The following is a 26,882-nucleotide window of genomic DNA, read 5'->3' as shown; positions in this document are numbered from 1 at the left end:
TTGTCCACCAAGTTTGTGATCGTTTCGTTCCCTGGGATGTCGATAACCGTGGTGTTACCGTCCTCATCCGTATAGGTATAGGTACCGTCACCATTGTCAATAATCGTGGAAGTCGTTTCAAAAGCCACCACGATGGCAGCAATGTCGACCGTTTGGGCAACGCCAGCTTCATTAGTGTATGTTATCGTACCGTCACCATTGTCGACTAAATTCGTGATCGTTTCATTGCTAGGAATGTCGATGACCGTAGTGTTACCGTCCTCATCCGTATAGGTGTAGGTANCGTCCTCATCCGTATAGGTATAGGTCCCGTCTCCATTGTCAACTATGGTAGAAGTCGTCTCGAAGGCCACCACAATGGCAGCGATGTCGACCGTTTGGGCCACGCCCGCCTCATTGGTATAGGTGATCGTCCCATCACCGTTGTCCACCAAGTTTGTGATCGTTTCGTTCCCTGGGATGTCGATAACCGTGGTGTTACCGTCCTCATCCGTATAGGTGTATGTGCCGTCTCCATTGTCCATCATGGTCGAAGTGGTCTCGAAGGTCATTACAATAGCTCCGATGTCCACTGTTTGGACTGTTCCATCCTCATTGGTATAGGAAATGGTACCGTCACCGTTGTCCACAAGGTTGGTTACGGTTTCAAAATTGTCGATGATGGTAGCTAAATTGATCGTATAAGGAATATTACCTTCACCAAAATATGTGATTGTACCGTCGCCGTTGTCGACGAGAGTGGTAAAAGATTCATAAATGGTAACAATTGTACCTGATCCGTCATCGTGGGTTGCAATTGGATTTCCTTGAGGAGAACCACCAGCAAGCAATGAAACCACTACCGAGGTTTTAGCATCGAAGGTTACTACTGTTCCATCCTCCGAGGTATAACTAAAAGTCCCGTCTCCATTGTCAGTAAGACTTGTAATAGTTTCCAAAATAGGCACTACATTTCCTGCACCATCATTATGCGTGGCAATCTCGTTTCCTGTGGTCACTGTTTGCGTTACTACTGAAGTATTAGCAATGGCCTCTATATCGATAGTCTGAACTGTGCCGTCCTCATTGGTATAGGAGATCGTTCCGTCTCCATTATCTACAAGGTTGGTTACCGTTTCAAAATTGTCGATGATGGTGGCCAGATCGATGGTCGTAGGGTTGTTGTCCTCGTCCACATAGGTCACCGTTCCATCGCCATTATCGGTAAGACTGGTTAAGGTCTCTTGAACATCTACCAAATCCCCAACATCTAAAGTGGTGGCGATTCCATCTTCATCTACATAGGTAATGGTCCCTGTTGCCGAATCGATACTTATGGTAGTTAATGTTTCGTAATCATCTATGATCATATCTAGATTGATTACGGTTGGAGTTCCATCTTCGTCTAAATAGGTAATGGTTCCATCTCCATTATCGGTAAGACTGGTTAGGGTCTCATTTAGGTCTACAAGGGCCGCTACATCCAATACGGTGGAGTTACCATCCTCGTCTATATAGGTAATGGTCCCTCCTGCTGCATCGATGCTGATGCTGGTCAATGTCTCGAAGTTATCTATGATCGTTGCTAGATCAATAGTGGTTGAGTTTCCGTCTTCATCCACATAGGTAATGGTTCCATCTCCATTATCGGTAAGACTGGTTAGGGTCTCATTTAGGTCTACAAGGGCCGCTACATCCAATACGGTGGAGTTACCGTCCTCGTCTATATAGGTAATGGTCCCTCCTGCTGCATCAATGCTAATGCTAGTTAATGTCTCGAAGTTATCTATGATCGTTGCTAGATCAATAGTGGTTGAGTTTCCGTCTTCATCCACATAGGTTATAGTCCCATCACCATTGTCTGTTAATGTTGTCAGGGTCTCGAAGGTGTCCACCATATTGGCGATATCGATGGTCTGTACCGTTCCGTCCTCATTGGTATAAGAGATTGTACCGTCTCCATTATCAACGAGGTTGGTCACCGTCTCAAAGTTGTCGATGATCGTAGCGAGATTGATAACCGTGGAGTTCCCATCCTCGTCTACATAGGTCATGGTGCCATCACCATTGTCAGTCAAGGTCGTTAAGGTCTCGAAAGTATCCACCATATTGGCGATATCGATGGTCTGTACCGTTCCGTCCTCATTGGTATAAGAGATTGTACCGTCTCCATTGTCTACCAAGTTGGTCACCGTCTCAAAGTTGTCGATGATGGTGGCCAGATCGATGATGGTAGGGTTTCCGTCTTCATCTACATAGGTCATGGTGCCATCACCATTGTCCGTTAATGTTGTTAATGTTTCATGAAGATCGACCAATGCGGCCACATCCATTACCGTAGCATTCCCATCTTCATCCAAATAGGTAATAGTACCTGCCGTAGGGTCGATACTAATGCTTGTAAGCGTCTCGAAATTATCGATGACCTGTTGCAGGTTGATCTGAGTGAGATCCCCGTTTTCATCGGTATACTCTAAAGTAAATCCATCTGCATTGAGCCCCAGTACGGTCAGTGTCTCGAAATTATCGATGACTTGCTGCAGATCGATCTGTGTAAGGTTCCCATCTTCATCTGTATACTCGAGGGTATACCCATTGTCGTTTAAGGCAAGTATGGTCAACGTTTCGAACAGTGCCACATCATCTCCATTTACCACGCGTTGCCACTTATTGTCTTGCCAATAATAGTAACCGGGGCGAATGTCGTTGACGGTAACCGTCGCATACACCAAAAGGCTATTTACATTCCCGTTGGTGATGGTGGTCACGTCCGTTGTACTTTGCAATGCTACACGGGGAATTAACAATCCCTTGTCCAATGCAACAATGTCCAACTGTGCCGATTCGTCGGGTGCTGGACTTCCAATACTTACCTGAGCCACTGTGTTGGTGGCGTAGGAAAGGATAACGAATAAGAATAGTAATTTTAGATTCTTCATTTGCTTGTATTTATACGATATAATATCTTGCTCATCGAAAGCACTATTCTAGGGAATAGAGCATTCGCATCTTCCTCCCTGCCTAGGCAAGGATGGTCTAAAAATTGGTTTTAGTATCAGAGTACTTTACAACAGATGAAGTGAAGTGAATGGGCAATGGTCTTTCCTATTGTAAAGCATTTGGTGTCCTCCTTTGTAGTAAAGAGGCCGGGGATTTCACGCTTCCCGTTACGGTTGGATTATTTGCCTCGAATCCTAATATGTCCCTTTCACATCATCATAGGACAAAGGTATAGGCGGTAAGGTGCTGTAAATGAAGCATTTTGTTTTTCGGTCGTTCTTATTCGTTTAACGGTCGAAATACAGATTTAAAGGAATTTTATTCTCGGTCAAATACAAATGATCCAACTATAATTAATTACACAACAACACATTACAGTTAAATTATTGGTCTGATTTTCGTGACTTTAAAACGTAGATGAACCCTCGATGTGAAGTTAGTAGCGTCGGTACGGAATCGTGATGGTTACTTCTGTACCGGATTTCCCCATGGCTCTTAGGTCTTTGTAGACAAGGCTAAGTTTATCCTTCCTTCGGGTGTTCAATTCATTCAATAATGAAAGACGCTCCTCGAGAATTTGAACTCCATAAGAGGTGTGGTTTTTTCGGGTGTTCTTTGATGCGCTATCAATCCCAATGCCATTGTCGGATATCACTACATCCATCACTTTTTCTAGTTCGTTCATCTCTTTGATGGCAAATTGAATTTCGCCATCCCTTTGAAGATCCCCGAATCCGTGTATGAGGCTATTTTCCAAAATAGGTTGCAATAACATGGAAGGAATGTGCAGTTCATCCCAATTTAAACCGTTGGGATTATTTATTGCAAAACGAATCGACTTGCTCATTTCCATATTATGAAAGTGAATGTAGTTTGTGATGTAATCGATTTCCTTGGACAGGGGAATCCATTTGTTCCTACTGAAATCCAGCGTAGTGCGCACTAAACCGGCAAATTTTAAAATATCGTCTTCGGCCTGCTCCTGATTCCCTAACATGATTCTATTCTTAATCATGTGCAGAGAATTGAAAATAAAATGTGAACTCATCTGGGTTATTAAAGACCTCCCCTGCAATTCTGCCAAGGCCAAACGTTGATTGCCCTTTCTGCGTTGATTTCTAATATAAAGGAAGAATGACAATACAATGACTGCGATAAGAAATAAAAAGCCCCCGATGATAAACTCGGTCCTTTTGTAGAAGACTTGAGAAACATTAACGGCATAGTGTAATTCGTTGGTTGAAGCGATTCCTTTTGAATTAACTCCAACAACCTTAAGTTGATACGATCCCGGTGGAATGGACAACAGTTTTATTTCGTTCTGACTTCCCAAAGGCGTCCAATCTTCCTGAAACCCTTCGAGCATATATCGATAGTTTACCGCGGTTTCGTCGTAGATACCATTAATGGAGAATTCTAAATCCAAGGAATTTCTGTTATGACTCAGATTGATTTCGGAAATATTGGATAAGCCTTCCAATATTTCTACCCTAGTTTTGGTTTTTTTGTCCACATAAGACAACTTAAGGGGGTATACTTGTGGTGGCTCCGGAAGCACATCCCCAATTCCCCTAAAAGCCACAAAACCATTAATACCTCCAAAGTATAGTTTACCGTCGTTGGTCTTGAAACTGGAATTTTGATTGAATTCGTTATCCGCCAACCCATCTGAAACATAATAGGTACTCATCACTTCTTTTGATGGATTATAGCAGAACAACCCATTGTAGGTAGAAAACCAAATGTTTTTTGCTTCATCGAACTGAATTCCTACTACTTTCTTACCATCAAGATACTCTTCAATTGTTTGCGGAACTGGTATCATTTCCTTACCCCTTAGGATATGAATTCCATTGCCGGTGCCCATCCAAATATTACCATCGGGACCTTCTTTCAACACATAAATATGTATACTGTTTAGGTTTGTTGGTTCTTCTGAATTCCTTGGTGGATAATAAACCATTTCCTCTGTAGTCATATCCTTCATATAGAATCCATCTTGCAAAGTGGCCACATACAAAATTCCATTTTTGATATGAAGATCCTTTATTCGGACACCCTCTTCTGTTTTATCAATATCTGGATGAAAGGGATATTGAGAAAACAATCCGGCACTAGGATTAAATGTAAGGATGCCAAAACCGCTGCCTACTAAAAGTTCGGAATCGTTGAGCCAAATCGCATCCATGTATGCCAGGGTTTCTGTATTTGGATGCTCTAAATAATGATAGTACGTTACTTCCTTTGTTTCTACATTAAACTTTGCCAATCTACTGTTATCTCCTAACCCCAAATAGTTTGTGTCGTCTAATTTTACGATTTCCCGGAACGTATTTAGTTTTGGAAATAGATTTTCGAGACTTCCACCGGACAGTCTAAAAACACCTCTATAGGTGGCAGCCAAGAGGTCCCCATTTCCCATCTCTACCATCCCGCGGGTACTTACATTGAGACCTTGATCCGTTTGTCCAAAGTTGGTCAATATCCGCTCGAATCCAAGATTGGGAGTCCTAATCTTATGGATTTCGCCCATGGAACTCACATATACGATTCCATTGATGTCGAAGTCTACATGTTCTATGGCATTTTCAAAAGGTATTTTCAAGCTTGGTTTAAGGTTGATCTCACCATTTTTTTTCTCGAACCGAAAGCAGAGTAAGTTTTTTAAGTCTACACTCATAGCAATAAGATCGGTCCCTCCCAGCACTTTATTTCTTAATTCATTGGGTACTGCCAACATTTCCAAATAGGGTGTTTCCGCTACTTGAAGATTGTATTTAGGCAGATAATGAAATTGAAAGGGTGTACCATCAAACCAATAGCTCCCGCTTCGATCCTTTTCGAAAACTTCTCCATTTTTTGTAATGGATAGATGATTTCCTCCATTTGCATTCCACTCAGTCTGAAGGAAGCTCAAATGGTCTGGAGAATTATAATCCGAACGGAAAATAAACTCCGTTTCACCATCTTCATTCAGCACAAACAATTTACGGGATTGCCTAAACACAATTTCATTATTGGCGGTAATATGTTCTACAGATAAAAATCTTTCACTCGTATAGTCGTCCGAGAACTCCAGTATTTCATGATTTATTTCTATAATTTCGACCTCTAAATCTGAACTTATTTTCAACAGATAGTCCTCCGTGGTTCCAGCCCAAACGTTACCATTACTATCCTCTAAAAAGGAGGTCATCCTATTAATTCCGCCAATGTTCGCTTCTGCAACCCCTACCCATCGCAATGCACTTTCACCATCTATCTTCACAAATGCGCCTTCATCAGTCCCTACCCATATTCTCCCTTTTGAATCTTCGAAAACGAGGTTTGCGTGTCGAATATTGAGACTCTCCCTATGTTCTTGAAAGGGAAAAAGAAAGTTGCCATGAGAATAATCCCTTACCAATCCATTATGAGTGAAATACCAAAGGAAATTATTTTGGTCCACCAAAATCTTATTGGGAATGGCAGCAGATTCCCCATTTAAGTTCACAGGGATTTTGCGGATCTCATAGTCCTGTGCTAAACACGCTTGATCTGCAATTAAAAAAAGAAAAAACATTAAAAGCAGTAAGCCCCGATATATGTAGAATACATCCTTCCTAATCATATTAAAACTAAGCATTGCAATGCAATCAACAACCACCCACAGGTGTAGGCAAAGCTGTCAATCTTACACTAAAATTATAAAATATGGGAAAGGGGGTCTATGGCTAATGTACTTAATTTTGAAATACGCCCCCCCAATATTTCATTAAAAATCTCATAATTACCTCCCCCTCCTTGTTAATACATCTTTAACGGCATTCTAAATAAAAAGGAAATACCCTATCTTAGAGGAGCTAATACGACCAACCAAAATGAATAAATACCTCACACTTCTTCTGTGTGTCAGTCTTCTGGGCTGTAATTCTCCAAAAAAAGAGACCCAACAAGAAGAAGCACAGCCAATCACCTTAGATAGTGCTTGGGAACACGATTATCAGGCCATTTCCCAATTGGGCGACACCCTCTATCCCAGAAAGGCATCGGAAAAAATGCTTAGTCAATTGGAAGAGAAGAAAGCTGCTTTCGATTCCCTTCCTAGCCTTGACAACCTTATTTGGTATGGGCGTTTCACGGCCTACACGGGTGATTACCGCAAAGCCATTGACATCTACACCCACGGACTCGAGAAATTCCCCCACGAATCGCGATTGCTCCGTCATCGTGGCCATCGTTATATTACTGTTCGTGAATTCGACAAGGCCATTGCCGATTTGGAAAAAGCTGTGGAGCTTATTCAGGATAAAGAGAATATGATAGAAGAAGACGGACTGCCCAATCAATACAACATTCCGGTGAGTACCATGCACGGTAATATCTATTATCATTTGGGCTTGGCGTACTATCTGAACAGAAATCTGCCAAAAGCCTTGGATGCCTATAAAGAATGCTTGTCTACTTCCCGTAATCCCGATAACGTGGTTTCTGCCACCCATTGGGTCTATATGATTCAGCGAAGACTGGCTAGGAACCAGGCGGCAGACAGTTATCTTAAGATCATACATCCAGAGATGAAGGTGTTAGAAAACACGTCCTATTATCAAGCTTGCCTGTTTTATAAAGGTGAGTTGGAACTGGACGATATCTATCCTACCACCGGAGATAATTCCCCCAGTAATAGTGCAATACAATATGCGATTGGCAACTGGTATTGGTACAATGGAAATGCCGAACAAGCCGAAGGCATTTACCGTACTCTATTGGCGAATGAAGACTGGGCAGGCTTTGGTTTTATCGCCGCTGAGACCGATTTGGCAAAGCCTTATAACATGCGTTGAGATTTCCCCTTACAAATAAATTTAATGTAACTTTAAAACACAAACCAAAACTAAACAACCTATGAGAAGTAAATTTTTAGGGTTGCTGGCTATCCTTTTTTGCGGAATGGCCACGGCCCAAATTTCAGTATCGGGAACGATCACAGACAGTAATAATATTGGCCTTAATGGAGTAAATATTATTGAAAAAGGAACCAACAACGGAGTCACTTCCGATTTTAACGGAAACTATTCCATTTCCGTAGCCGATGACGCAACCCTTGTTTTTAGCTACGTAGGATTCGAAACCCAAGAAATTGACGTAAACGGGCAGACCACCATCAACGTGAGTATGGTTGAAGGGTTCGCCCTAGATGCAGTACAGTTGGTAGGGTCTCGTAGTCCGAAAAGAACGGCAACCGACACTCCTGTTGCTGTAGACGTTATTAGCGTAAATGACATTGTAACCCAAGCTGGTAGGATTGAAATCAACGAACTGCTTCAATATGCAGCCCCTTCTTTTAATGCGAATAAGCAATCGGGATCGGATGGCGCCGACCATATAGATCCGGCTTCCCTTCGTGGACTGGGGCCTGACCAAACCTTGGTGCTTATCAACGGAAAAAGGAGACACTCCTCTTCCCTGGTGAATATCTTCGGAACGAGAGGACGTGGAAATACCGGTACCGACCTCAATGCCATACCAACTTCAGCCATTAAAAGGATTGAAATACTTAGGGATGGTGCTGCTGCCCAATATGGTTCTGATGCCATTGCTGGGGTAATCAATATTGTTTTAAGGGACAATACCGACGAAGTATCCGGTTTCTTAAGCTACGGAGCCTATAGTACGGATGCCGATGTAGATACCAGTGCTTTTGCTGATGGGAACTACGGAGTGTGGAATACCGATGGTTTCCGGTTAGACACGGAGCGCGATGGAAATGCCATTGGCGACGACCAAAGCTTTGACGGAGGTTCAGTAAAAGCAGGACTTAACTATGGGGTAGCTCTTGGACAAGATGGCGGATATGCCAATTTTACGGCAGAATATCTGAGCAAAAACAAAACACTTCGTCCTAGTTTCGAATTCCGTAAAGGATTTGGGGAAGCCGCGATCGATGGTTTTAATTTCTTCGGAAACCTTGCTTATCCAGTAGCAGAAAACACTGAAATCTATGCTTTTGGAGGAAGAAACTACCGAGATACCGATGCTTTTGCCTTTACCCGTAATGGTGGAGCTCGCGTTATTCCTTCCATTTATCCCGACGGGTTTACGCCGCGAATCACGTCCAACATTATTGACAATTCAGTTTCTGTTGGAGTTCGCACAGAATTAGGGGACGAGTGGAAAGCCGATATCAGCAATACCTGGGGTAAGAACAGTTTCCATTATTTCATTCAGGGAACCCTGAATGCTTCCTTGGAAGATGCCTCCCCTACTGACTTCGATGCTGGAGGACACACTTTGAGCCAGAATACAGTAAACGTAGATTTCTCTAAGTACTTCGGTGATGTGGCCGAAGGGTTAAACCTGGCTTTTGGAGGGGAATACAGAACCGAAAACTTCACCATCTTCGCTGGAGAAGAAGGTTCTTGGGGAACGTATGATGAAAACGGCATCCTCATTACCGATCCTTCCAACCAAACACAACCTATAGATCCAGATTCTGGTGATCCTAGACCTGGTGGTTCGCAAGGATTCCCCGGGTATAGCCCAGCCAACGAAGTGGACAGAAGTAGATCGAATGTATCCTTATATGCAGATGCAGAGATCGATATTTCGGATGCTTTCCTTCTTAGTGGTGCTGCACGTTTCGAAAACTATAGTGACTTTGGAAGTACCATTAACGGGAAGTTGGCCGCCCGTGTAAAAGCTTCGGACAACATTAATGTACGTGCTTCTTTAAGTACCGGTTTCCGTGCACCTTCCCTAGTACAGATTTACTATAATCTACGCTTCACCAACTTCGTGGGTGGGGTTGCTTTAGAATCTGTATTATCTCCTAACAATAGCCCGGTAACTGCTGCCTTCGGAATTGGACCATTAGAAGAAGAAACTGCCTTTAACGCTGGATTAGGGGTTACAGCCAAATTTGGTGACTTCACCGCTACGGTAGACGGATACCTCATCAATATTAAGGATCGTATCGTATTGACCGGAAACTTCGATGCTTCTAGCATTCCAGGGGTTGAAGCGGCTCAGTTCTTTGCCAATGGTGCCGATACAGAGACTTTGGGTGTAGATGTAGTACTTTCTTATAAAACAGAATTAGGTGGCGGACAATTTGGTGCCACCCTGGTTGGAAACGTAAACGATATGGAAATTTCCAGTGTGAACAATGGAAGTTTGGATGAGCAGACTTTCTTTGGTGAAAGGGACAAAGCTTTCTTATTGGCTTCTGCACCCGACAGTAAGTTTGCACTGAACCTTACCTATGCTATCGATGATTGGAATTTTGCCCTTTCGGGAACGCACTTTAGTGAAGTGGAATTGTTGGATTTCCAAGTATTTGAAGATCCCGCAGATTATGGTGGCTTTGCCAACCAAATTGCTGCGGCTACAGATACGTATGGAGCCAAGTTCGTAACCGATGTGGCAGCTGGATATCAGCTTACCGATGGCCTTAAGCTAAGCATTGGAGCCAATAACCTATTGAATGTGTATCCAGATCAACAAGACGATTGGACAGAAGCTGGAGGATATTGGGACTCTGTACAAATGGGCTTTGGTGGTGCTTACTACTACACCCGTTTGGATTTCAATTTCTAATAGACTACATACTAAAAAACTACCCCTGCCGACGCGGGGGTTTTTTTATTATCAGATTTTTCCTATCTTGGTTTAACTAGCTAACATAAAACAACATGCGTATACTTTTTCATTGTATTGCCATTGTATTTCTTAGCTTAACCTACCATGTTGCCCCAGCCCAAATTCTATTCAGCGAACAAGCTGCAGCCCTCGGTTGCTCTGGATCTTCCTTCGGAAATGGCACCCTAGGAGGTGGTATTTCTTTTTTCGATTTCGACAATGACGGATGGGACGATATTACCGTATCCTCCGAAGAAGGACAGCCTGTTCGATTCTATAAAAACACGGAAGGGACCTTTACCCAAGTAGATTTGGGCATCCCAGATCATATGGGAGAAATAAAAAGCGTGGTTTGGGTAGATTTTGACAATGATGGGGATTATGACCTGTACACTTCCAGTAATTCTGATGGAAGGGCACTGTATGAAAATGATGGTGCTCTGAATTTTACGGATATTACCGTTGCCGCAGGCCTGTATTCAGATCAGTTACATGATTGGGGCGCTTCTTGGGGTGACTACAATAATGATGGTTGGTTGGATTTATTTCAGACTTCCCGACATGATGGCGATGCGAGTTTCCATAACAAATTATACGAAAATAATGGGGATGGCACCTTTACCAATGTTACTTCCCAAAGTGGTCTTATTGAAGATATCTATATGAGCTTCTGCGCCTCTTTCTTCGATTATAACAATGACGGTTGGCAGGATATCTATATAGCCGACGACAGACCCCAGTTTGCCAATCTTATGTACCGAAATAACGGAGATGGCACCTATACCGAAGTAGGGAACAGCACAGGGACGGATGCAGCTATTAATGCTATGTCCACCGCCATTGGCGACTATGATAGCGATGGTTGGTTCGATATTTATGTAACCAACACTCCCGAAGGCAACGTATTCTACAGAAACAACGGAAATAACACATTTACCGATGTTGCTCCTAGCAATGGCACCTTGATGGAAACAGTAGCGTGGGGAGCCGTGTATTTGGATGCTGATAATGACGGAAATCTCGATCTGTATGTAAGCAGTTCTTGGACCAATCCCGATGTGGCATTAACCTCTGCTTTTTATAGAAATGATGGAACAGGGAATTATAGTATCCCTGAAAATGCTGGCTTTGAAAATGACGATGCAGTAAGTTTTTCGAATGCCATTGGGGACATAGATAATGATGGCTATCCCGATATGGTGGTGCTCAATTTTGCACCGGACGATATCTATGTTTGGAAGAACGAATGCCCCACGTTGTACAATTGGATCAAGGTAAAGTTAGAAGGTACTGAAAGCAATCGGCAGGGCATTGGTTCTGTGATAGAGATATCCGTAAATGGTGAAAAGCAATACAACTACACTTTGTGCGGAGAAGGTTATTTGGGCCAGAATTCCTCCTACGAATTCTTCGGTATCAATGATGCTGAATCTATCGACTATATAAAAGTTACCTGGTTGAGCGGTATCGTTGATGTGCTAGAAAACCCCGACATAAACAGCCATATCACCATTCTTGAAGGAAGCACATTGGGATTGGAAACTCCAGATTCTAGTTACTTCTCGCTATATCCGAATCCAACTTCTGGAATCCTTCAACTACGGGGTCCAAAACATCTTAATACGATAAAAGCTACTATTTCTGATGGTCAAGGAAGAGTGCTCATATCCAAAACCATGGACGCACAGTCAGGATCGTTGGATATGACCGGTTTTTCAGAAGGATTGTATTTTGTAACACTACAAAATGGTTCCGTGACCGAAGTACAAAAGGTGATTTTAAAATAAATCTAGTTTTTTAGTCTTCTTCTCTTCGGAAATGTCTGCCTCGATTCTTGGCTTCAATCCATTTGCTCATGTACTTGGTAGATTGTAGCGAGTGATGCAGTATTACCTGCCCCAAGAAATGCTCTTCCCGATGTTCTTCCATGTTATTCTGAAGTATTCGAACCATGTTCATAAATGCTTCGGAAAAGCGATCCTTTTGAAATCTTTTACATAGAATTTTAAAACCATTTTCCTGTTTCTCCAACCATATATCCTCTTCCAAATACAATTGTACCGCATGTGTCACAAAATCGGTTAGATTGTCAGAAATCATGCCTCCAAAGGGGAATTCCCCAGAAATGCCTTCTGCTCCCACATTCGTGGTTACCGAAGGTGTTCCGCAGCGCATAGCATCCACCAACTTTCCCTTTAACCCCGCACCAAAACGTAAGGGAGCCAAACACACCCTAGCTTTATTCATTACAGCATCCACATCCTTAGCCCAACCTTTAATGTGAAATCCTTCTTTCGGATTATGCATCTCCGTAATATGTTTGGGCGCATAATTACCATAGACCGAAAGTTCGGCATTCGGCAACTGTTTCCGAATAGCGGGCCAAACCTCGTTTTTCAGATATTTAACCGAATCGACATTGGGCGCGTGCATTAGATTGCCAATGGTCATGAATCCTTTGCGCTGATCGAAATTGGGAAGACCCCGTTTAGTTTCTTCAGAAACAGGATCCAATAAAAAAGGTACGTAATACAAAATACCTTCAGGGATATGAAAGGTCTCCGTTAGCAATTGCATCTCGTATTCCGAAATGATCAAGGACAGATCACAACGTAAAATACTGGCCAATTCTCGCTTTGCCGTATCGGAGTGTAAATTAATAGGAGCATCTTTCTTAAGCGCTTCTTCCCTAGCCCTTCGGAGAAAATGCAAATCTTCCGTGTCCAAAATTCGAAGAGCATTGGGGCATTGTTCCGCCACGCGCCATCCAAACTTTTCTTCGGTCATATAACGATCGAATAGTACCACCGAAGGATTTAGCTGAAATACAAATTCATCGAAACTTATGTCATTCAACCGAATTGAAACCTCCTCAATCCCTTCATCTTTGAATATTGCTGTTTGCTGTGTTCTACTCGCAGTACTCGCAAAGGTAATTTCATACCCTTCTTCCTTGAACAGACCTACCAGTTGAAGCATCCTACTCCCCGCCGCGGTAGTCGTAGGTTCGGGAAATGTATGACCTATTATTAAAAGTTTCTTGCTCAAGTGTTAGGTTTTAAGTGTTGAATCCTAAGTTTTAAATGCTAAGTTATGAGTTTTCAGTAGACAGTGGCAGTTTTCAGTTTGCGGGTTTTTAGTGTTAGGTGTTAAGTTTTGAATTTTACATTTTTCAGTTGACAGTCCCAGTGACAGTTTTCAGTGGGCAATTTTCAGTTTACAGTAGCAGTACGTCATCCTGAGCTTGTCGAAGGATGTGTTTTAGTTATACGTTTTTCGGTTTTTAAGTTCCGGGTTCAAAGTTGATGCGTTTAATCGTTTAACCCAATCTCCTTACTTACCATTCTTCTTCTAACCCAATTGAATAAAATCCACACCACCCCCGGAATGCCAATCCAAACCAATTCGCTAAGGATGACACGCATGCCTCATTCACTAAAGAAATTCTCTACTCCAATGGGAGAAACTTGTATGGGTCGCCACGGAAAGAAATACCGGGTCGTATCGAAGGGTGAAAGAAAAGCAATACCCAATCCGCCACTTGTCATAGCATCCAAAAGGGCATGTGATGCCGTGCACAAAAAGAAATACAAGATAAGCAAGGCTCCATTTCTGGTTAGAAATTGCTTTCGATAAAACAAAAACGTTACGAGCATGCCAAATAGCATTGCGAATAGCAGAGAATGAGAGAATCCACGGTGCCCCCAAAAACTTCCGTAGGGAATATCGAAGGCAAACCCAATCACATCGGCATCGGGAAAAATGGAGCATATAATACCCAGCAGCCAGAACTTCCATGATCTTACGTTTTTGGAAAAAGTAGTTCCTAAAGCAATTGCGGTAAATGCATGTCCGAAGGCTGAAGCCATACTAGTTCTAAGTGTTGAGTTTTACATCTTTCAGTTTGCAGTGGGTAGTTGCAGTTTTCAGTTTACAGTTGCAGTTGGCAGTTTTCCGAATTGGACTCCGAGTGGGACGACCGAAGGGAGGGTTGTATCGAGGAGTCGTTGCACGGTTTCGGGTTCAAGGTTTTTGGGTTTAATCGTTTAATTGTTGAGTCGACGTTCTTGACTATCGACTACAAACTATTGTCTATAAACTATAAACCAACGTCCACCGATGCCATCTCAATTCTAGAGTCTTCCCCTTCAACAACGGTCCAAGCCATATATAAAGTATTACCCACTTTTTCAACTTGTGGAAAGCCACTGGCACGTTCCGCACTGGTTTTGGCAATATTGATAGGCTCTGAAATGGTCCCGTCAGTTTTTACTCTAGCCAATTGAATCACCTCATCCTCTCCGCTGGGTTCCATCCATAGTACTGCCGCTTCGGATGCAGAAAGCATTACTACATCTACCCTTCCTGTTGCATTTCCTGCATCGATACGGATGGGCTCTGAAAAGGTCTTAACACCATCTGAAGAAAAGGCCACTTTAACTTCCCCTTCTTCATTAGCAGCCGTAAACCAAGCCGCTACCGTAGCTTCCTCATAGGTATCCAAAGCCGGACCGTTTACGGGGCAACCAGCAATCTTCCAATTGTCATTTCCTATTGTTCTTGGTGCGCTCCAATTAGCTTCCATAGTCCAATCGGTTACAGAAATATCCCGGATTTCTTCATCGCTTCTATCCCGGTACGCCACAATAATCTGGTCCTTAGGACCAATGGCTAAGGCCGTATTACAACAATCGCATACTTTCTCATCCAGTAGCGTATCATAATCTATCGTACCATCTTCGAAAACCAAGGCAGCTCGGAGTGTCATTTGTCCGCCGCCATGTCCTTTCCCTACGGTTTCCCTTCCGTCTAACCAAGTCACCGCAAAAGAGTTGTGTGCGTAGGGTTTAACCGAAACAAACCCATGTTCACTTTTGGTTCCATCATTATGGAGAATGAAATTCTTTTTCCATTCCTTGGTTTCCGGGTTGTATAGATTCAGCTTTACGTCATAGGTATAGGTTCCAGAATCAGACTTTTGAAGAAAACTGGTAAGAATCCTTCCATTGTTTTCGGCAATGTTTGGGAAATCGGCCCAGTTGGTGAACCAGTCATTCCCTTCAATAATTTCGGTGCTTGGTGTCCAAGTCGTATCCCGTAAAACAGCATAGTTAAGCACATCTGCCGAATCCTTACGGGTTACCCAAGAGAAATAAAGTTCCTTTCCGTTACTGAACAATCTTGGTAACTGACTGTTCTCGGTAGAAGGGTTTTGTACCGCTTCTACAAATACGTTGTCCTTAGGAGGCAGTTCCTTTTTTCTCTCTTTGTCATTTACACAAGATGCAAAACACAAAGCCAGTATAGCACAAAATAAAAGTCTCATAGATACGTGTTATGAAAGTGAGGAAATAATGTGTCTGCTTACCGATTCGGGATTTGCTTTCTCTATAGGATGAGGCACACCTTCCAATATTTTCATTCCTGCATTGGGAAGCCATTTCATGATTTGTTCGGTCTCCTCTACACCCACCATAGTGTCCTCAGAACCCAATCCCAAATGAACCTCTGTGGTTATGCTTCCAAAATCAGTTTCAGAAAGGGCCGCTCCGTTCCCTAAATCTAACATCATTCGAGCCGTATTTCGTATCACTTCCTTCCAATCTAAGGGCTCATGATCTTCCTTTAGCTTTTGACCGAAACGAGGTACTTTCTCCTCAATCACATCGGGATTTAGCATTTTGACTTCTTTAGCAGCCGATTCTGGAGTCCAACCGAATTTGGTTCCCAAGGTTACTATCTTCTGAAATGTCCCAGGACGCTGCCGCTCCAATTGTAAGGCTACATAGCCTCCCATGCTGTATCCGAAAACAAAGCAATCTTCTATATTCTGTTCCTTGAGGTAATTGGCTGTATTCTCAGCGAATTGAGCGATGGAATACGTAGTAGCGGGAACACCTCCATGTCCATCGAAATTGAAATCGAAAAGCTCGAAATGATCTTCGAGGTGCGATCTTAGGTAATTGAATTGATTACGGGTACCCAAGGCACCATGCAGTAGGAGCAGTTTTGGTTTCATGATGGTATGTTTTTGTACCTGGGTTTGTACCCTGTACTATATGACTTTTCCGTACAAATCGAAATCCTCTGCCCCAGTAATCTCTACATTGAAGAAATCGCCCGTGCGCAAATAGCCGCTTTCAGCCGAAATCAGCACTTCATTGTCCACATCTGGGCTGTCGAATTCGGTGCGACCTACATAATAATTCCCTTCTTTTCGGTCGATAAGGACACGGAATTGTTTTCCGATTTTCTGCTGATTCAATTCCCAAGATATCTGTGACTGAATTTCCATGATTTCATTGGCACGTTGCATTTTTACATCGGCAGGAACATCATCCTCCAAACTATAGGCATGGGTATTCTCTTCATGCGAATAGGTGAAGCAGCCCATACGCTCAAAACGCTGATCGATCACCCATTGCTTCAAGGTTTGGAAATCTTCTTCGGTTTCACCTGGATATCCTACGATCAAGGTAGTTCGAATTGTCATTTCGGGCACCGCTTTTCTGAACTCATCCAACAACTTATTCGTTTTGGCCATGGTGGTTCCCCTACGCATGGATTTTAGAATAGGATCTGCTATATGTTGTAGCGGAATATCTATATAGTTGCAAACCTTGGGTTCCTCTTTCATAACCTCCAATACTTCCATGGGGAATCCTGTAGGAAATGCGTAATGCAATCGAATCCATTCTATACCTTCTACCTTAGCCAAGGCTCTTAAAAGCTTGGCCAAAGCCCTTTCTTTATACAAATCGAGCCCATAATAGGTAAGATCCTGCGCTATGAGAATGAGTTCTTTTACGCCATCGGCTGCCAATTTCTCGGCTTCGATGACCAATTCCTCGATAGGGGTCGATCTGTGTTTTCCACGCATGATGGGGATCGCACAAAAAGAACAGGGACGGTCACAGCCCTCTGCTATCTTTAAATAGGCATAATTCTTTGGGGTGGTAGTGAGTCGCTCTCCAATGAGTTCGTGCTTATAATCGGCTCCCAAGGCCTTTAAAAGCCCAGGCAATTCTGTAGTGCCAAAATACTGATCTACATTGGGAATCTCTTTTTGAAGATCGGGTTTATAGCGTTCACTAAGACATCCCGTAACAAAAACCTTGTCTACCAATCCTTCTTCCTTCTTCTGAACAAACTCTAAAATAGTATTTACACTCTCTTCCTTGGCGTTATCTATAAACCCACAGGTATTGATGACCACGACATTTCCTTCTTCTTCGTGTACTACTTCCTTGTCATTGGCCTTAAGTTGTCCCATGAGCACCTCACTATCGTAGATGTTTTTGGAACAACCGAGTGTCACTACATTGATTTTGTTCTTTTTTAAGGTCTTCGTCCGCATATTAAGTAGTTAGAAGTAAGGGATAAATAATAGGTTTTGATATCTATTTTACTTTACCCTTACCTTCATTGATTTTATCTGCGTATTTAATATTTTTGAAACTTCTCACCTTTCACCTTTCACCTTTCACCTTTCACTTAAAGAATGAATCTACAAACTCAAACTTATTGAATACTTGAAGGTCTTCGATCCCTTCTCCTACTCCAATATATTTTACCGGAATTTGGAACTGATCGCTAATACCGATCACTACTCCACCTTTGGCGGTTCCATCCAGTTTGGTCACTGCCAAGCTGGTTACTTCGGTAGCCGCGGTGAATTGCTTGGCTTGCTCGAAAGCATTTTGTCCTGTAGAACCATCTAATACGAGCATGACATCGTGTGGAGCATCGCCAATCACCTTTTGCATTACGCGCTTCACCTTGGTCAACTCATTCATTAGGTTTACTTTATTGTGCAAACGTCCAGCGGTATCTATGATTACTACATCGGCATTCTGGTTTACGGCACTTTGCAGGGTATCGAAGGCGACACTGGCAGGGTCACTCCCCATTTCCTGTTTAACTATAGGCACTCCCGTACGATCGGCCCAAACTTGTAACTGATCGATGGCCGCAGCCCTAAAGGTATCTGCAGCTCCCAATACTACCTTTTTTCCCGCATTCTTGAATTGGTGGGCCAACTTACCAATGGTTGTAGTTTTCCCTACTCCATTTACACCGACGACCATAATGACATAGGGTCCGTCGGTTTCGGGAATTTCTATTTGGGTTGCATTGCCTGTATTGGTTTCGCTAAGGAGCCCTGCTATTTCTTCACGAAGGATTTGATTCAGCTCATCGGTACCCATATACTTGTCGCGAGCCACACGGGCTTCGATACGATCTATGATCTTAAGGGTTGTATTTACTCCCACATCGCTGGAAACCAACACTTCTTCGAGATCATCCAGCACATCGTCATCTACCTTACTTTTACCAGCAACGGCTTTGGATAGTTTATCGAAAAAGGAGGTCTTGGATTTTTCCAGCCCTTTGTCTAGGGTTTCCTTTTTTTCTTTTGAAAATATTTTTTTGAAAAAGCTCATAGTGAGTTCTGAGGTTTAATATTGCGTTAGGGATTGAACCAAACTACCGTGTAGTGGTGAAAGCCCGGTCGTAAAGTGGACCATAGGCTCTACTTTACGGAACGCCCACCTTATACATATGCTTCTGGTGGCGATGCCAAAAATACGCCCTCCATGGTTCTTATGCAAGCGAACTAAGGAGGACAAAAAAAGCCACCTTCGTAAAAAAGTGGCTTGGTTTAATATCGTACGGGTTGACTATTGTTTTTTCAACCAATCGTTTACTTGGTCTGGAGCCATGATAGACTCAACAAAAGTATAAGCGCCAGTCTTTTCAGACTTAACCATTTTGATCGCTTTGGTTAAACGCTTGGATCCTGTTTGTAACGATGCTACTGCTTTCTTTGCCATGACGCTTAGTTATTATTTGATTTCTTTATGTACAGTCATTCTCTTTAAGATTGGGTTGAATTTCTTCAATTCCATTCTATCCGGAGTGTTCTTTTTGTTCTTCGTGGTAATGTAACGGGAAGTTCCAGGCATTCCGGACTCCTTGTGCTCGGTGCACTCTAATATTACTTGAACTCTGTTTCCTTTCTTAGCCATTTTGGTCGACTTTAAAAATTATGCGATTACTGCTTCAAGTACCCTTTTTCGCGGGCTTCCTTAATTACGGCAGAAATACCTTTCTTGTTAATGTTCTTCAATGCAGAAGTAGAAACACGAAGTGTTAACCACTTGTCCTCTTCTGGAATGTAGAAACGCTTCTTCACTAAATTTACGTTGAACTTTCTCTTAGTCTTGTTCATCGCGTGAGAAACATTGTTCCCTACCATTGCTCTTTTTCCCGTAAGCTCACAAACTCTTGACATTGTACTCGCTTTTAATGTTATTTTTAAACAGGGTGCAAATTTAAGGAAATAATTTGGTATGACCAACAAAAGAAATTTAGTTTTTGGAAATTTCTTTTAGTAGCATTTCGAAGGCCTTGTTCACTGATTTTTTGATGACTCGCTCCCGAGCCTTACCAAATTGAAACTTTTCGGAGATCATTTTTTCTGGGGTCGCAATGGCAATACACACAGTACCTACCTCATCGTCCCCATCTCCCTTTGTTGGGCCGGCTATACCTGTGGTAGCAATGGCATAATCGCTACCAAACACCTTGGTCGCCTGCTGCGCCATGGCTTCGGCCACGGGAAGACTTACCACATTGTTTTCTTTGATAATATCGGCATCTACGCCCAGAATGGACGTTTTTAGCTCGGTAGCATATGGAATAATGCTTCCCCTATAAAATGCAGAAGCTCCAGGATGTTGTGTAATTTCCTGCGCAAGGGCTCCTCCAGTACAACTTTCGGCCAAACTAAGCGTTTTGCCCTTTTGTTGGAGCAATCCACCGATTTTCTCCGTTACAGAGGTTTCATCCTCATAACCCACGGCTATATCGGCCACCATGCCATGCAATGTCTCCATTTGGGCATCGACCTCGGCTATGAGCTTTTCTTCATTCTCCCCTTTGGAAGAAAGCCGTAAACGCACTTTTCCCAATGAAGGGAGATAGGCCAGTTTTATATGCTTTGGAAGTGCTTCTTCCCAATCGGAAATACGCTCTGCAATGGTACTTTCGCCCAATCCGTAGGTAAGCAACGTTTTATGATAGATGTGCGGACGGTTGTATTTTTTTATGATCGCCGGAATCACCTCATTCTTGATCAGCGCCTTCATTTCGTAAGGCACACCGGGCATGGAAACAAAGACCGTATCGTCCTGTTCCATCCACATTCCAGGAGCCGTACCATGTTGGTTTTTAAGCACCTTGGCGGTAGATGGCACCAATGCCTGCCTTAGATTGGCTTCTGCTGGTAATTTGTTGAAGTATTTTTTGAAAAGAAACTCGATATGCTCCTTAACAACAGCACTTTCCACTAATGTATCGTCCAGAAACTCGCAAAAGGTCTGCTTCGTTATATCATCTTTTGTGGGGCCTAGTCCGCCTGTTACCAGTACCACATCTACACGGCTTTTGGCTTCTTCTAGTGCATCGAGAATATGCTCCCGATCGTCTTGAACGGAAGTAATTTGATATACCTGAATACCAGCCTTGTTCAGTTCCTTACTAATGAAGGCTGAATTGGTATCTACAATTTGACCAATGAGAATCTCGTCTCCAATGGTTATTATTTCAGCAAGCATCTATTTGTTTATAGGTCGAAGTCCTCTTTTAACTCATCAAAAACTCGGTGTAAAGTCGTAGAAACGAGTTCTATATGGGGGAGAACGCTGTCGGTGCTTTTGGACGTCTTGGTCCAAGATTCAATTCCTGTGATTTGTTTGAGTAGATCGATTCCGAACATTTCGATATTCGGTTTCATTTTATGTGCGAATTGGTAGGCCAATTCTTTATTGTCATTCTCGATGGCTTCTTCTAAAGAGGCCAAATCCGGTGGAATTTCATCTAAAAAGGTCTGAGCGACCACAGCCATAAACTCCTTGTCTCCTCCAGAAATCTCGTTTAGACTGTCTATAGAATATAATTTACTCATATAATTACTTAACTTTTATTGAAAATGACTCCGTATCTTCGATATAGCCTGTTAGAACATCATTGGCATCTACCTTACCTACACCAGCCGGAGTGCCCGTAAATATAATATCTCCAATCTTCAAAGTGAAATATTTCGAAATATATTCGATCAACGCATCAATTTTCCACAACATTAGGTTGGTATTGCCTTTTTGTACGACTTTTCCGTTCTTTTCTAACCGAAAATTGATGTCATCCACATTCGTAAACGTTGTTTTTGGTAAAAAATTACCAATCACGGCTGCTCCATCAAACCCTTTGGCCTTTTCCCAAGGGTGCCCTTTCTCCTTTAATTGTTGTTGTAAATCCCTAGCGGTAAAGTCGATTCCCAATCCTATTTCGTCATAATATTTATGGGCAAATTTTTGCTGAATGTGCTTTCCGATCTTCTTTATTTTCACCAATACCTCTACCTCATGGTGTACATCGTTGGAAAATTCGGGAATAAAAAAGGGGTTCTTTTTTAATAGTATGGACGTATCTGGCTTTAAAAACAATATAGGGTCTTTGGGCCTTTCGTTATCCAGTTCCTCTATGTGTTCGGTATAATTTCTCCCTACACAGATTAATTTCATAAGCAGATTAGAATTTATTGTTGAGCTTACGCAGCTTTACTCGGGTCAATATTTTTTTAGTGTACAATGGGAAATCGGCGTTGAGCAACCAACCAAAATACCCAGGCTCTTTTTCCAGTACATCCTCTACCAATTGCCCCTTGTGCTTCCCGAACATGAAGATTTCCTTCTTTTCCTTGGTGAAGCCTATAAATCCAGCAAAATCGGCAAAATTCTTATGTGCACTAAACTGTGATAACCACGGCACATCCTTTTGCAGGTCTTCGTACTTATCCAATTGCGCTAAAAGCACTTCATAAGTAGCTATGGTATCCGCCTCTGCGCTATGGGCATTCTCTAACGTTTTATCGCAATAGAATTTATAAGCGGCTTCCAAAGTCCTCTTTTCCTTTTTGTGAAAGATGGTTTGTACGTCCACAGCCAATGCCTTTTTAAGATCGAAATCCACATCGGCACGAAGCAGTTCCTCTGCCAATAGGGGAATATCGAACCGATTGGAATTATAGCCTGCCAAATCACTTTCCTTCATCAACGCGTGTACTTTGGGCGCCAATTCCTTGAAGGTCGGTTCGTCTGCCACCATATCATCTGTAATACCATGTATATCGCTGGCTCCTCTCGGAATGGGTACGGTAGGGTTTACCCGCCAAGTATGGCTCTCCTTATTGCCATTGGGGTATACCTTTAACACGGAAATCTCTACAATACGGTCGGAAGCGACATTCACTCCGGTGGTTTCCAGATCGAAAAAACAGATGGGCTTGGATAGTTTTAATTGCATGGTATGATTTATGCTACAAAAGTAACAATTGTTATTTTTGCGCTATGGGGATTATTTCAAAAGTTATCATCATTTCGGGCCTATTTGTAGGCGCACTGGCCAACGCTCAGGCGGAGAAAGTAATCATTTCGGAAAAGAAGACCGGAAAGCGCTTGGTTTTGATGGCCGAAAACAAGACGGCCGACACCCTGAATGTCTTCCTCATGGTGCACGCCGAGGGGTACCGTCGCAGTGCCGACAAACCGGTTTTAAAGGATATCCCGCCGCGCACCAAAGTTCCTATGATTACCCTTATCGAGTTGAAGGACATACCCTCTAACTACACCTACGACCTTATAGTAAATGACGAATTGGACAATGACATTCACGTTACTCAGGAAAAGGAGGTAGTGGATATTGAAAATGCCGTGAGGGGAAAAGTCGTTGTCTTCCGAATGACAAATTGCGAAAAATGTGATGCTTTAGCTACACAATTACAAAGCAAAAGAATTCAACACCGGGTGTTTAATATTGAAACGGACGGTGCCTTATATGCACAGTTCATGGCTTTTATTGATAAGGAACTCACCTCAGCCACGCGTATTCGCTTTCCTGTGATCTGGAACAAGTCCTACACGATTTTTGGGTATGATGAACTGGAAGCTGTGCTAGCTAAGCTTGAAAATTAAATCTCACGATTCACATCCCAAGCTTCCAAGTAATCCGCAACCGCCTTTACAAATTGTCCTCCTAAGGCACCATTTACCACTCTATGATCATAACTGTGGGATAGGAACATCTTGTAACGGATACCAATGAAATCACCTTCTGGGGTTTCTATTACCGCAGGTACCTTTCTAATAGCGCCCAAGGCCAAGATCCCAACTTGCGGTTGATTGATGATAGGGGTTCCCATGACACTTCCAAAGGTTCCTACATTAGTTACAGTGTAAGTTCCTCCTTGGATTTCATCAGGCTTCAATTGATTGTTACGCGCTCTATTGGCAAGGTCATTCACTGCCTTGCTCATTCCTACCAAATTCAACTGATCGGCATTTTTAATCACAGGAACGATTAGGTTTCCATCGGGCAAAGCAGCTGCCATACCAAGATTGATATTTTTACGCTTGATGATCTTATCTCCATCTACAGAAATGTTCATCAATGGGAAATCTTTCAATGCCTTGGCTACAGCCTCCATAAAGATCGGAGTAAAGGTCAATTTCTCCCCTTCACGCTTTTCGTAAGCCGCTTTTACCTTTTTGCGCCAGTTCCAAATATTGGTTACATCGCACTCCACAAAGCTCTGTACGTGAGCCGAAGTAGAAACACTTTCTACCATATGGTGAGCGATCAATTTCCCCATACGGGTCATTTCTATGATCTCGTCTTCTCCGTTCACAGATACTGGAGTGGCAGGTTTGCTCGTTGCCGGCTTTTTAACCGCAGGAGCAGGTTCGGCAGTCTTTGCAGGAGCCGCGGTTTGTGCCGCAGGTGCAACACCTCTACTTTCAAGATATCCTAGAATGTCGTTTTTGGTCACTCGCCCGTCCTTACCGGTTCCTGGAATGGCATCCAATTCGGCTTGGGAAATTCCTTCTTGGGAAGCTATATTCTTTACCAAGGGAGAATAAAAACGATCTCCCGAACTTTCAATCACGGTTTCTGTCGCTTCTTTGGCGGCCACCACTGTTTTTTCTACTTCGGCTACCGCCGCAGGAGCAGCTTCTTCTACTGCAGCAGGTGCAGGTGTGGCAACACTTACATCGCCATCGGTTTCTATCACAGCCAAGGTCTGTCCCACCTGTACCACGTCATCCACTTGAAAAAGGATTTCGACTAGGGTACCATCTACCTCGCTGGGTACTTCGCTATCCACTTTATCGGTAGCGATTTCCAACACAGCTTCATCGGCCTCAATCGTATCGCCTACATTTTTAAGCCAGTTGGTAACGGTTGCTTCTGCAACACTCTCCCCCATTTTAGGTAATTTCAGTTCAAATCTCGCCATAACGCTAGAAACTCAGTTTTAAATTGAGTGCAAAATTAATAAATTTTGCGTCTATTTATTTTAAATAATTCAAAAATAACAGTTCTTTATCTTGTCTTATTACGAATATGACAATTATAACTGTAGTACACCGCCCTTCTCATCACTGCGGTCGCTTCCGATGATAAAATTACAACCTGGTGGTTTAATTCGGAAACTGTTTTGCTTGTTTTTCAATGCGCCCATCACACTAAAGATTTGCCCATAGGATATATAGTCCACATCGAACACACAGAGGGTATTGTGAAAGGTGGCCCGCTCCAAAATGATTTTGGAAGCGGATTTCACGGGGATATCGAAATGCCCAGAAATCTTCTGCAGCAATCCGATGTTTTCAGTAAAAACCAATACTTCGTTGCATTTCACAGGCTTTACGCTCCTTTTCCGTTCTTTAAACTTTCGGGTAATCTTGGCAAATTGCACTCCTATATTTACTGCTAGATTCAATAATGGGTTGGACCTAAAATGCTTTCGGTAAAAAATTCGCATGGCTCCATAGAACCTATTGAGATAGGCGGTATCCTTCTGTGTGCTTTCACCTTTATAATGTAACATGGAAAGGCTTCCCAAATATTCATTTTGGTAACCGGCTTTGGTCAATTTATAGGAAAGGTCAATATCTTCGCCATACATGAAATAGTCTTCATCGAAACCTTTCACCCCTTCATATACATCCTTTCGCATCAACATGAACGCACCCACAAGCACTTCTACCCTTCCTTTGTCCTTTTCTCCCAAATAATTGGCATAATAACCATTCTTACTATTCGTCCTACCTATCATTTTAAGTAAAGAGCGTTTGGGTGTAGGCAAGTTACGCTTGCTTTCGGGTAAGAAATTTCCCGTGCCATCCATTAAGCAGATCCCTAAGGCCCCTAGATGATCCTTCCCTTCCGCATATTGAAGGGCACTACTAAATGTATGTTCGGCCACCGCCGTATCTGGATTCAGAATACACACATACTCCCCTTTGGCTATGGCCACCGCTTGATTATTCGCCTTGCTGAAGCCTACATTTTCTGTATTCTGAAGTAGGGTAAGGTGTGGAAACCGTTGTTTCACCATCTCACAGCTATCATCCTTGGAGTCGTTGTCCACCACAATAATTTCTGCGTCTATGCCTTTAAGGGAGCGCTCTACACTGATGATGCATTGCTCCAAAAAATAGCGCACATTGTAATTAAGGATGACTACAGATAATTTCAAGAAATCAGGAATTTTTAAGGGAAGATTCGAATGGAATTCTATGCAGGATACTTCTCCCCAAGGTTACCTCATCTGCATATTCCAGTTCATCCCCTACAGAAATACCTCTAGCAATAGTGGTAGTGGTCACATCGTTGCCCTCAATTTGTTTGTATATATAAAAGTTGGTCGTATCGCCTTCCATCGTGGAACTCAAGGCAAATATGAGTTCTTTTACGGAGCCGTTCTTTACTTTTTCGACCAAGGAATTAATGGTGAGATCTCCAGGACCTATACCATCCATAGGAGATATCTTACCTCCCAATACGTGGTAATGCCCTCGATACTGACTCGTATTTTCGATCGCCATCACATCCCTTATATCCTCTACTACACAAACAAGGGACTCGTCCCTATTGGGATTGGCGCAAATTTCACAAAGCTCCGTATCCGATATATTGTGGCAATTCCTACAAAAATTGATGGATTCCCGAAGTTGCAATAGACTTTGGGAAAGCTGCTGGGTTCGCTCCACGGGCTGCTTCAGCAAATGCAATACCAATCGAAGGGCAGTACGCTTGCCAATGCCCGGAAGTTGGGACACTTCATTTACAGCATTTTCCAGTAATTTCGAAGAAAAATCCATACGAGAAAGTTGGGGGCAAGATAAAAAAAATGCTCCAGATAGCTATTGAACTACTGAAGC

21 protein-coding genes are annotated in these 26,882 nt (G+C 42.7%); 4 read left to right on the top strand and 17 right to left on the bottom strand.

Annotation, left to right across the window (positions count from 1 at the left end; all coding sequences use genetic code 11):
• Positions 1-3,415: 3,415 nt before the first annotated feature.
• Entirely contained in the window at positions 3,416-6,541 is a 3,126-nt protein-coding gene (locus tag POV27_RS15520) for a sensor histidine kinase (RefSeq protein ID WP_272863708.1), read from the bottom strand.
• A 298-nt stretch (positions 6,542-6,839) separates the two neighbouring features.
• Here POV27_RS15520 and POV27_RS15515 point away from each other — a divergent pair, with 298 nt between their 5' ends.
• The 3 genes from POV27_RS15515 (at position 6,840) to POV27_RS15505 (ending at position 12,383) form a co-directional block, all read left to right on the top strand.
• The gene (locus POV27_RS15515; RefSeq protein WP_272863707.1) at positions 6,840-7,802 is read left to right on the top strand and encodes a tetratricopeptide repeat protein; all 963 of its coding nucleotides are present in this window, start codon (positions 6,840-6,842) and stop codon (positions 7,800-7,802) included.
• Between the two features lie 61 nt (positions 7,803-7,863).
• A complete protein-coding gene (locus POV27_RS15510; protein WP_272863706.1) occupies positions 7,864-10,554 on the top strand; it encodes a TonB-dependent receptor in 2,691 nt (896 codons plus the stop codon).
• A 95-nt stretch (positions 10,555-10,649) separates the two neighbouring features.
• Positions 10,650-12,383, top strand: a complete 1,734-nt coding sequence (locus POV27_RS15505) for an FG-GAP-like repeat-containing protein (RefSeq protein WP_272863705.1) — start codon at positions 10,650-10,652, stop codon at positions 12,381-12,383.
• 10 nt (positions 12,384-12,393) lie between these two features.
• Here POV27_RS15505 and POV27_RS15500 read toward each other — a convergent pair whose 3' ends face one another.
• The 13 genes from POV27_RS15500 to POV27_RS15440 form a co-directional block, all read right to left on the bottom strand.
• Positions 12,394-13,644 (bottom strand): glycosyltransferase, encoded by a 1,251-nt coding sequence (locus POV27_RS15500; protein ID WP_272863704.1) that lies wholly within the window; start codon positions 13,642-13,644, stop codon positions 12,394-12,396.
• A gap of 380 nt (positions 13,645-14,024) precedes the next feature.
• Positions 14,025-14,465: a metal-dependent hydrolase gene (locus tag POV27_RS15495; RefSeq protein ID WP_272863703.1), complete on the bottom strand. Its 441-nt coding sequence runs from the start codon at positions 14,463-14,465 to the stop codon at positions 14,025-14,027.
• Positions 14,466-14,695: 230 nt separating this feature from the next.
• Positions 14,696-15,922 carry a hypothetical protein gene (locus tag POV27_RS15490; protein WP_272863702.1) on the bottom strand — a complete coding sequence of 409 codons (1,227 nt, stop codon included), beginning with the start codon at positions 15,920-15,922 and terminating at the stop codon, positions 14,696-14,698.
• 9 nt (positions 15,923-15,931) lie between these two features.
• Positions 15,932-16,615: an alpha/beta fold hydrolase gene (locus POV27_RS15485; protein ID WP_272863701.1), complete on the bottom strand. Its 684-nt coding sequence runs from the start codon at positions 16,613-16,615 to the stop codon at positions 15,932-15,934.
• A gap of 36 nt (positions 16,616-16,651) precedes the next feature.
• On the bottom strand, positions 16,652-17,953 hold the full coding sequence (gene rimO, locus POV27_RS15480) for a 30S ribosomal protein S12 methylthiotransferase RimO (protein ID WP_272863700.1): 1,302 nt from the start codon (positions 17,951-17,953) through the stop codon (positions 16,652-16,654).
• Between the two features lie 133 nt (positions 17,954-18,086).
• A complete protein-coding gene (gene ftsY, locus POV27_RS15475; protein ID WP_272863699.1) occupies positions 18,087-19,040 on the bottom strand; it encodes a signal recognition particle-docking protein FtsY in 954 nt (317 codons plus the stop codon).
• Positions 19,041-19,277: 237 nt separating this feature from the next.
• Positions 19,278-19,430 (bottom strand): DUF4295 domain-containing protein, encoded by a 153-nt coding sequence (locus POV27_RS15470; protein WP_272863698.1) that lies wholly within the window; start codon positions 19,428-19,430, stop codon positions 19,278-19,280.
• Between the two features lie 12 nt (positions 19,431-19,442).
• On the bottom strand, positions 19,443-19,625 hold the full coding sequence (gene rpmG, locus POV27_RS15465) for a 50S ribosomal protein L33 (protein ID WP_088342152.1): 183 nt from the start codon (positions 19,623-19,625) through the stop codon (positions 19,443-19,445).
• A gap of 26 nt (positions 19,626-19,651) precedes the next feature.
• Positions 19,652-19,891, bottom strand: a complete 240-nt coding sequence (gene rpmB / locus POV27_RS15460) for a 50S ribosomal protein L28 (RefSeq protein WP_272863697.1) — start codon at positions 19,889-19,891, stop codon at positions 19,652-19,654.
• 76 nt (positions 19,892-19,967) lie between these two features.
• Complete coding sequence (locus POV27_RS15455; protein WP_272863696.1) at positions 19,968-21,215, bottom strand: competence/damage-inducible protein A; 1,248 nt, start codon at positions 21,213-21,215, stop codon at positions 19,968-19,970.
• 8 nt (positions 21,216-21,223) lie between these two features.
• A complete protein-coding gene (locus POV27_RS15450; protein WP_272863695.1) occupies positions 21,224-21,565 on the bottom strand; it encodes an Hpt domain-containing protein in 342 nt (113 codons plus the stop codon).
• A 4-nt stretch (positions 21,566-21,569) separates the two neighbouring features.
• Complete coding sequence (locus POV27_RS15445) at positions 21,570-22,181, bottom strand: fumarylacetoacetate hydrolase family protein (protein WP_272863694.1); 612 nt, start codon at positions 22,179-22,181, stop codon at positions 21,570-21,572.
• Positions 22,182-22,188: 7 nt separating this feature from the next.
• Positions 22,189-22,962, bottom strand: a complete 774-nt coding sequence (locus POV27_RS15440; RefSeq protein ID WP_272863693.1) for a 3'-5' exonuclease — start codon at positions 22,960-22,962, stop codon at positions 22,189-22,191.
• Between the two features lie 44 nt (positions 22,963-23,006).
• Here POV27_RS15440 and POV27_RS15435 point away from each other — a divergent pair, with 44 nt between their 5' ends.
• Positions 23,007-23,630 carry a thioredoxin domain-containing protein gene (locus POV27_RS15435; RefSeq protein ID WP_272863692.1) on the top strand — a complete coding sequence of 208 codons (624 nt, stop codon included), beginning with the start codon at positions 23,007-23,009 and terminating at the stop codon, positions 23,628-23,630.
• Here POV27_RS15435 and POV27_RS15430 read toward each other — a convergent pair.
• The 3 genes from POV27_RS15430 to recR all read right to left on the bottom strand — a co-directional run bounded on the left by POV27_RS15430 (position 23,627) and on the right by recR (position 26,822).
• Positions 23,627-24,952, bottom strand: a complete 1,326-nt coding sequence (locus POV27_RS15430; protein WP_272863691.1) for a dihydrolipoamide acetyltransferase family protein — start codon at positions 24,950-24,952, stop codon at positions 23,627-23,629. The genes POV27_RS15435 and POV27_RS15430 overlap by 4 nt on opposite strands.
• Before the next feature lie 114 nt (positions 24,953-25,066).
• Complete coding sequence (locus POV27_RS15425; RefSeq protein WP_272863690.1) at positions 25,067-26,197, bottom strand: glycosyltransferase family 2 protein; 1,131 nt, start codon at positions 26,195-26,197, stop codon at positions 25,067-25,069.
• 4 nt (positions 26,198-26,201) lie between these two features.
• Positions 26,202-26,822: a recombination mediator RecR gene (gene recR, locus POV27_RS15420; RefSeq protein WP_272863689.1), complete on the bottom strand. Its 621-nt coding sequence runs from the start codon at positions 26,820-26,822 to the stop codon at positions 26,202-26,204.
• Positions 26,823-26,882 lie beyond the last annotated feature (60 nt).

This window comes from Aureisphaera galaxeae (genome assembly GCF_028561275.1).
Taxonomy (GTDB): Bacteria; Bacteroidota; Bacteroidia; order Flavobacteriales; family Flavobacteriaceae; genus Aureisphaera; species Aureisphaera galaxeae.
Note: the sequence above shows the minus strand (reverse complement) of the source record. Positions and strands in the feature narration are given on the sequence as shown.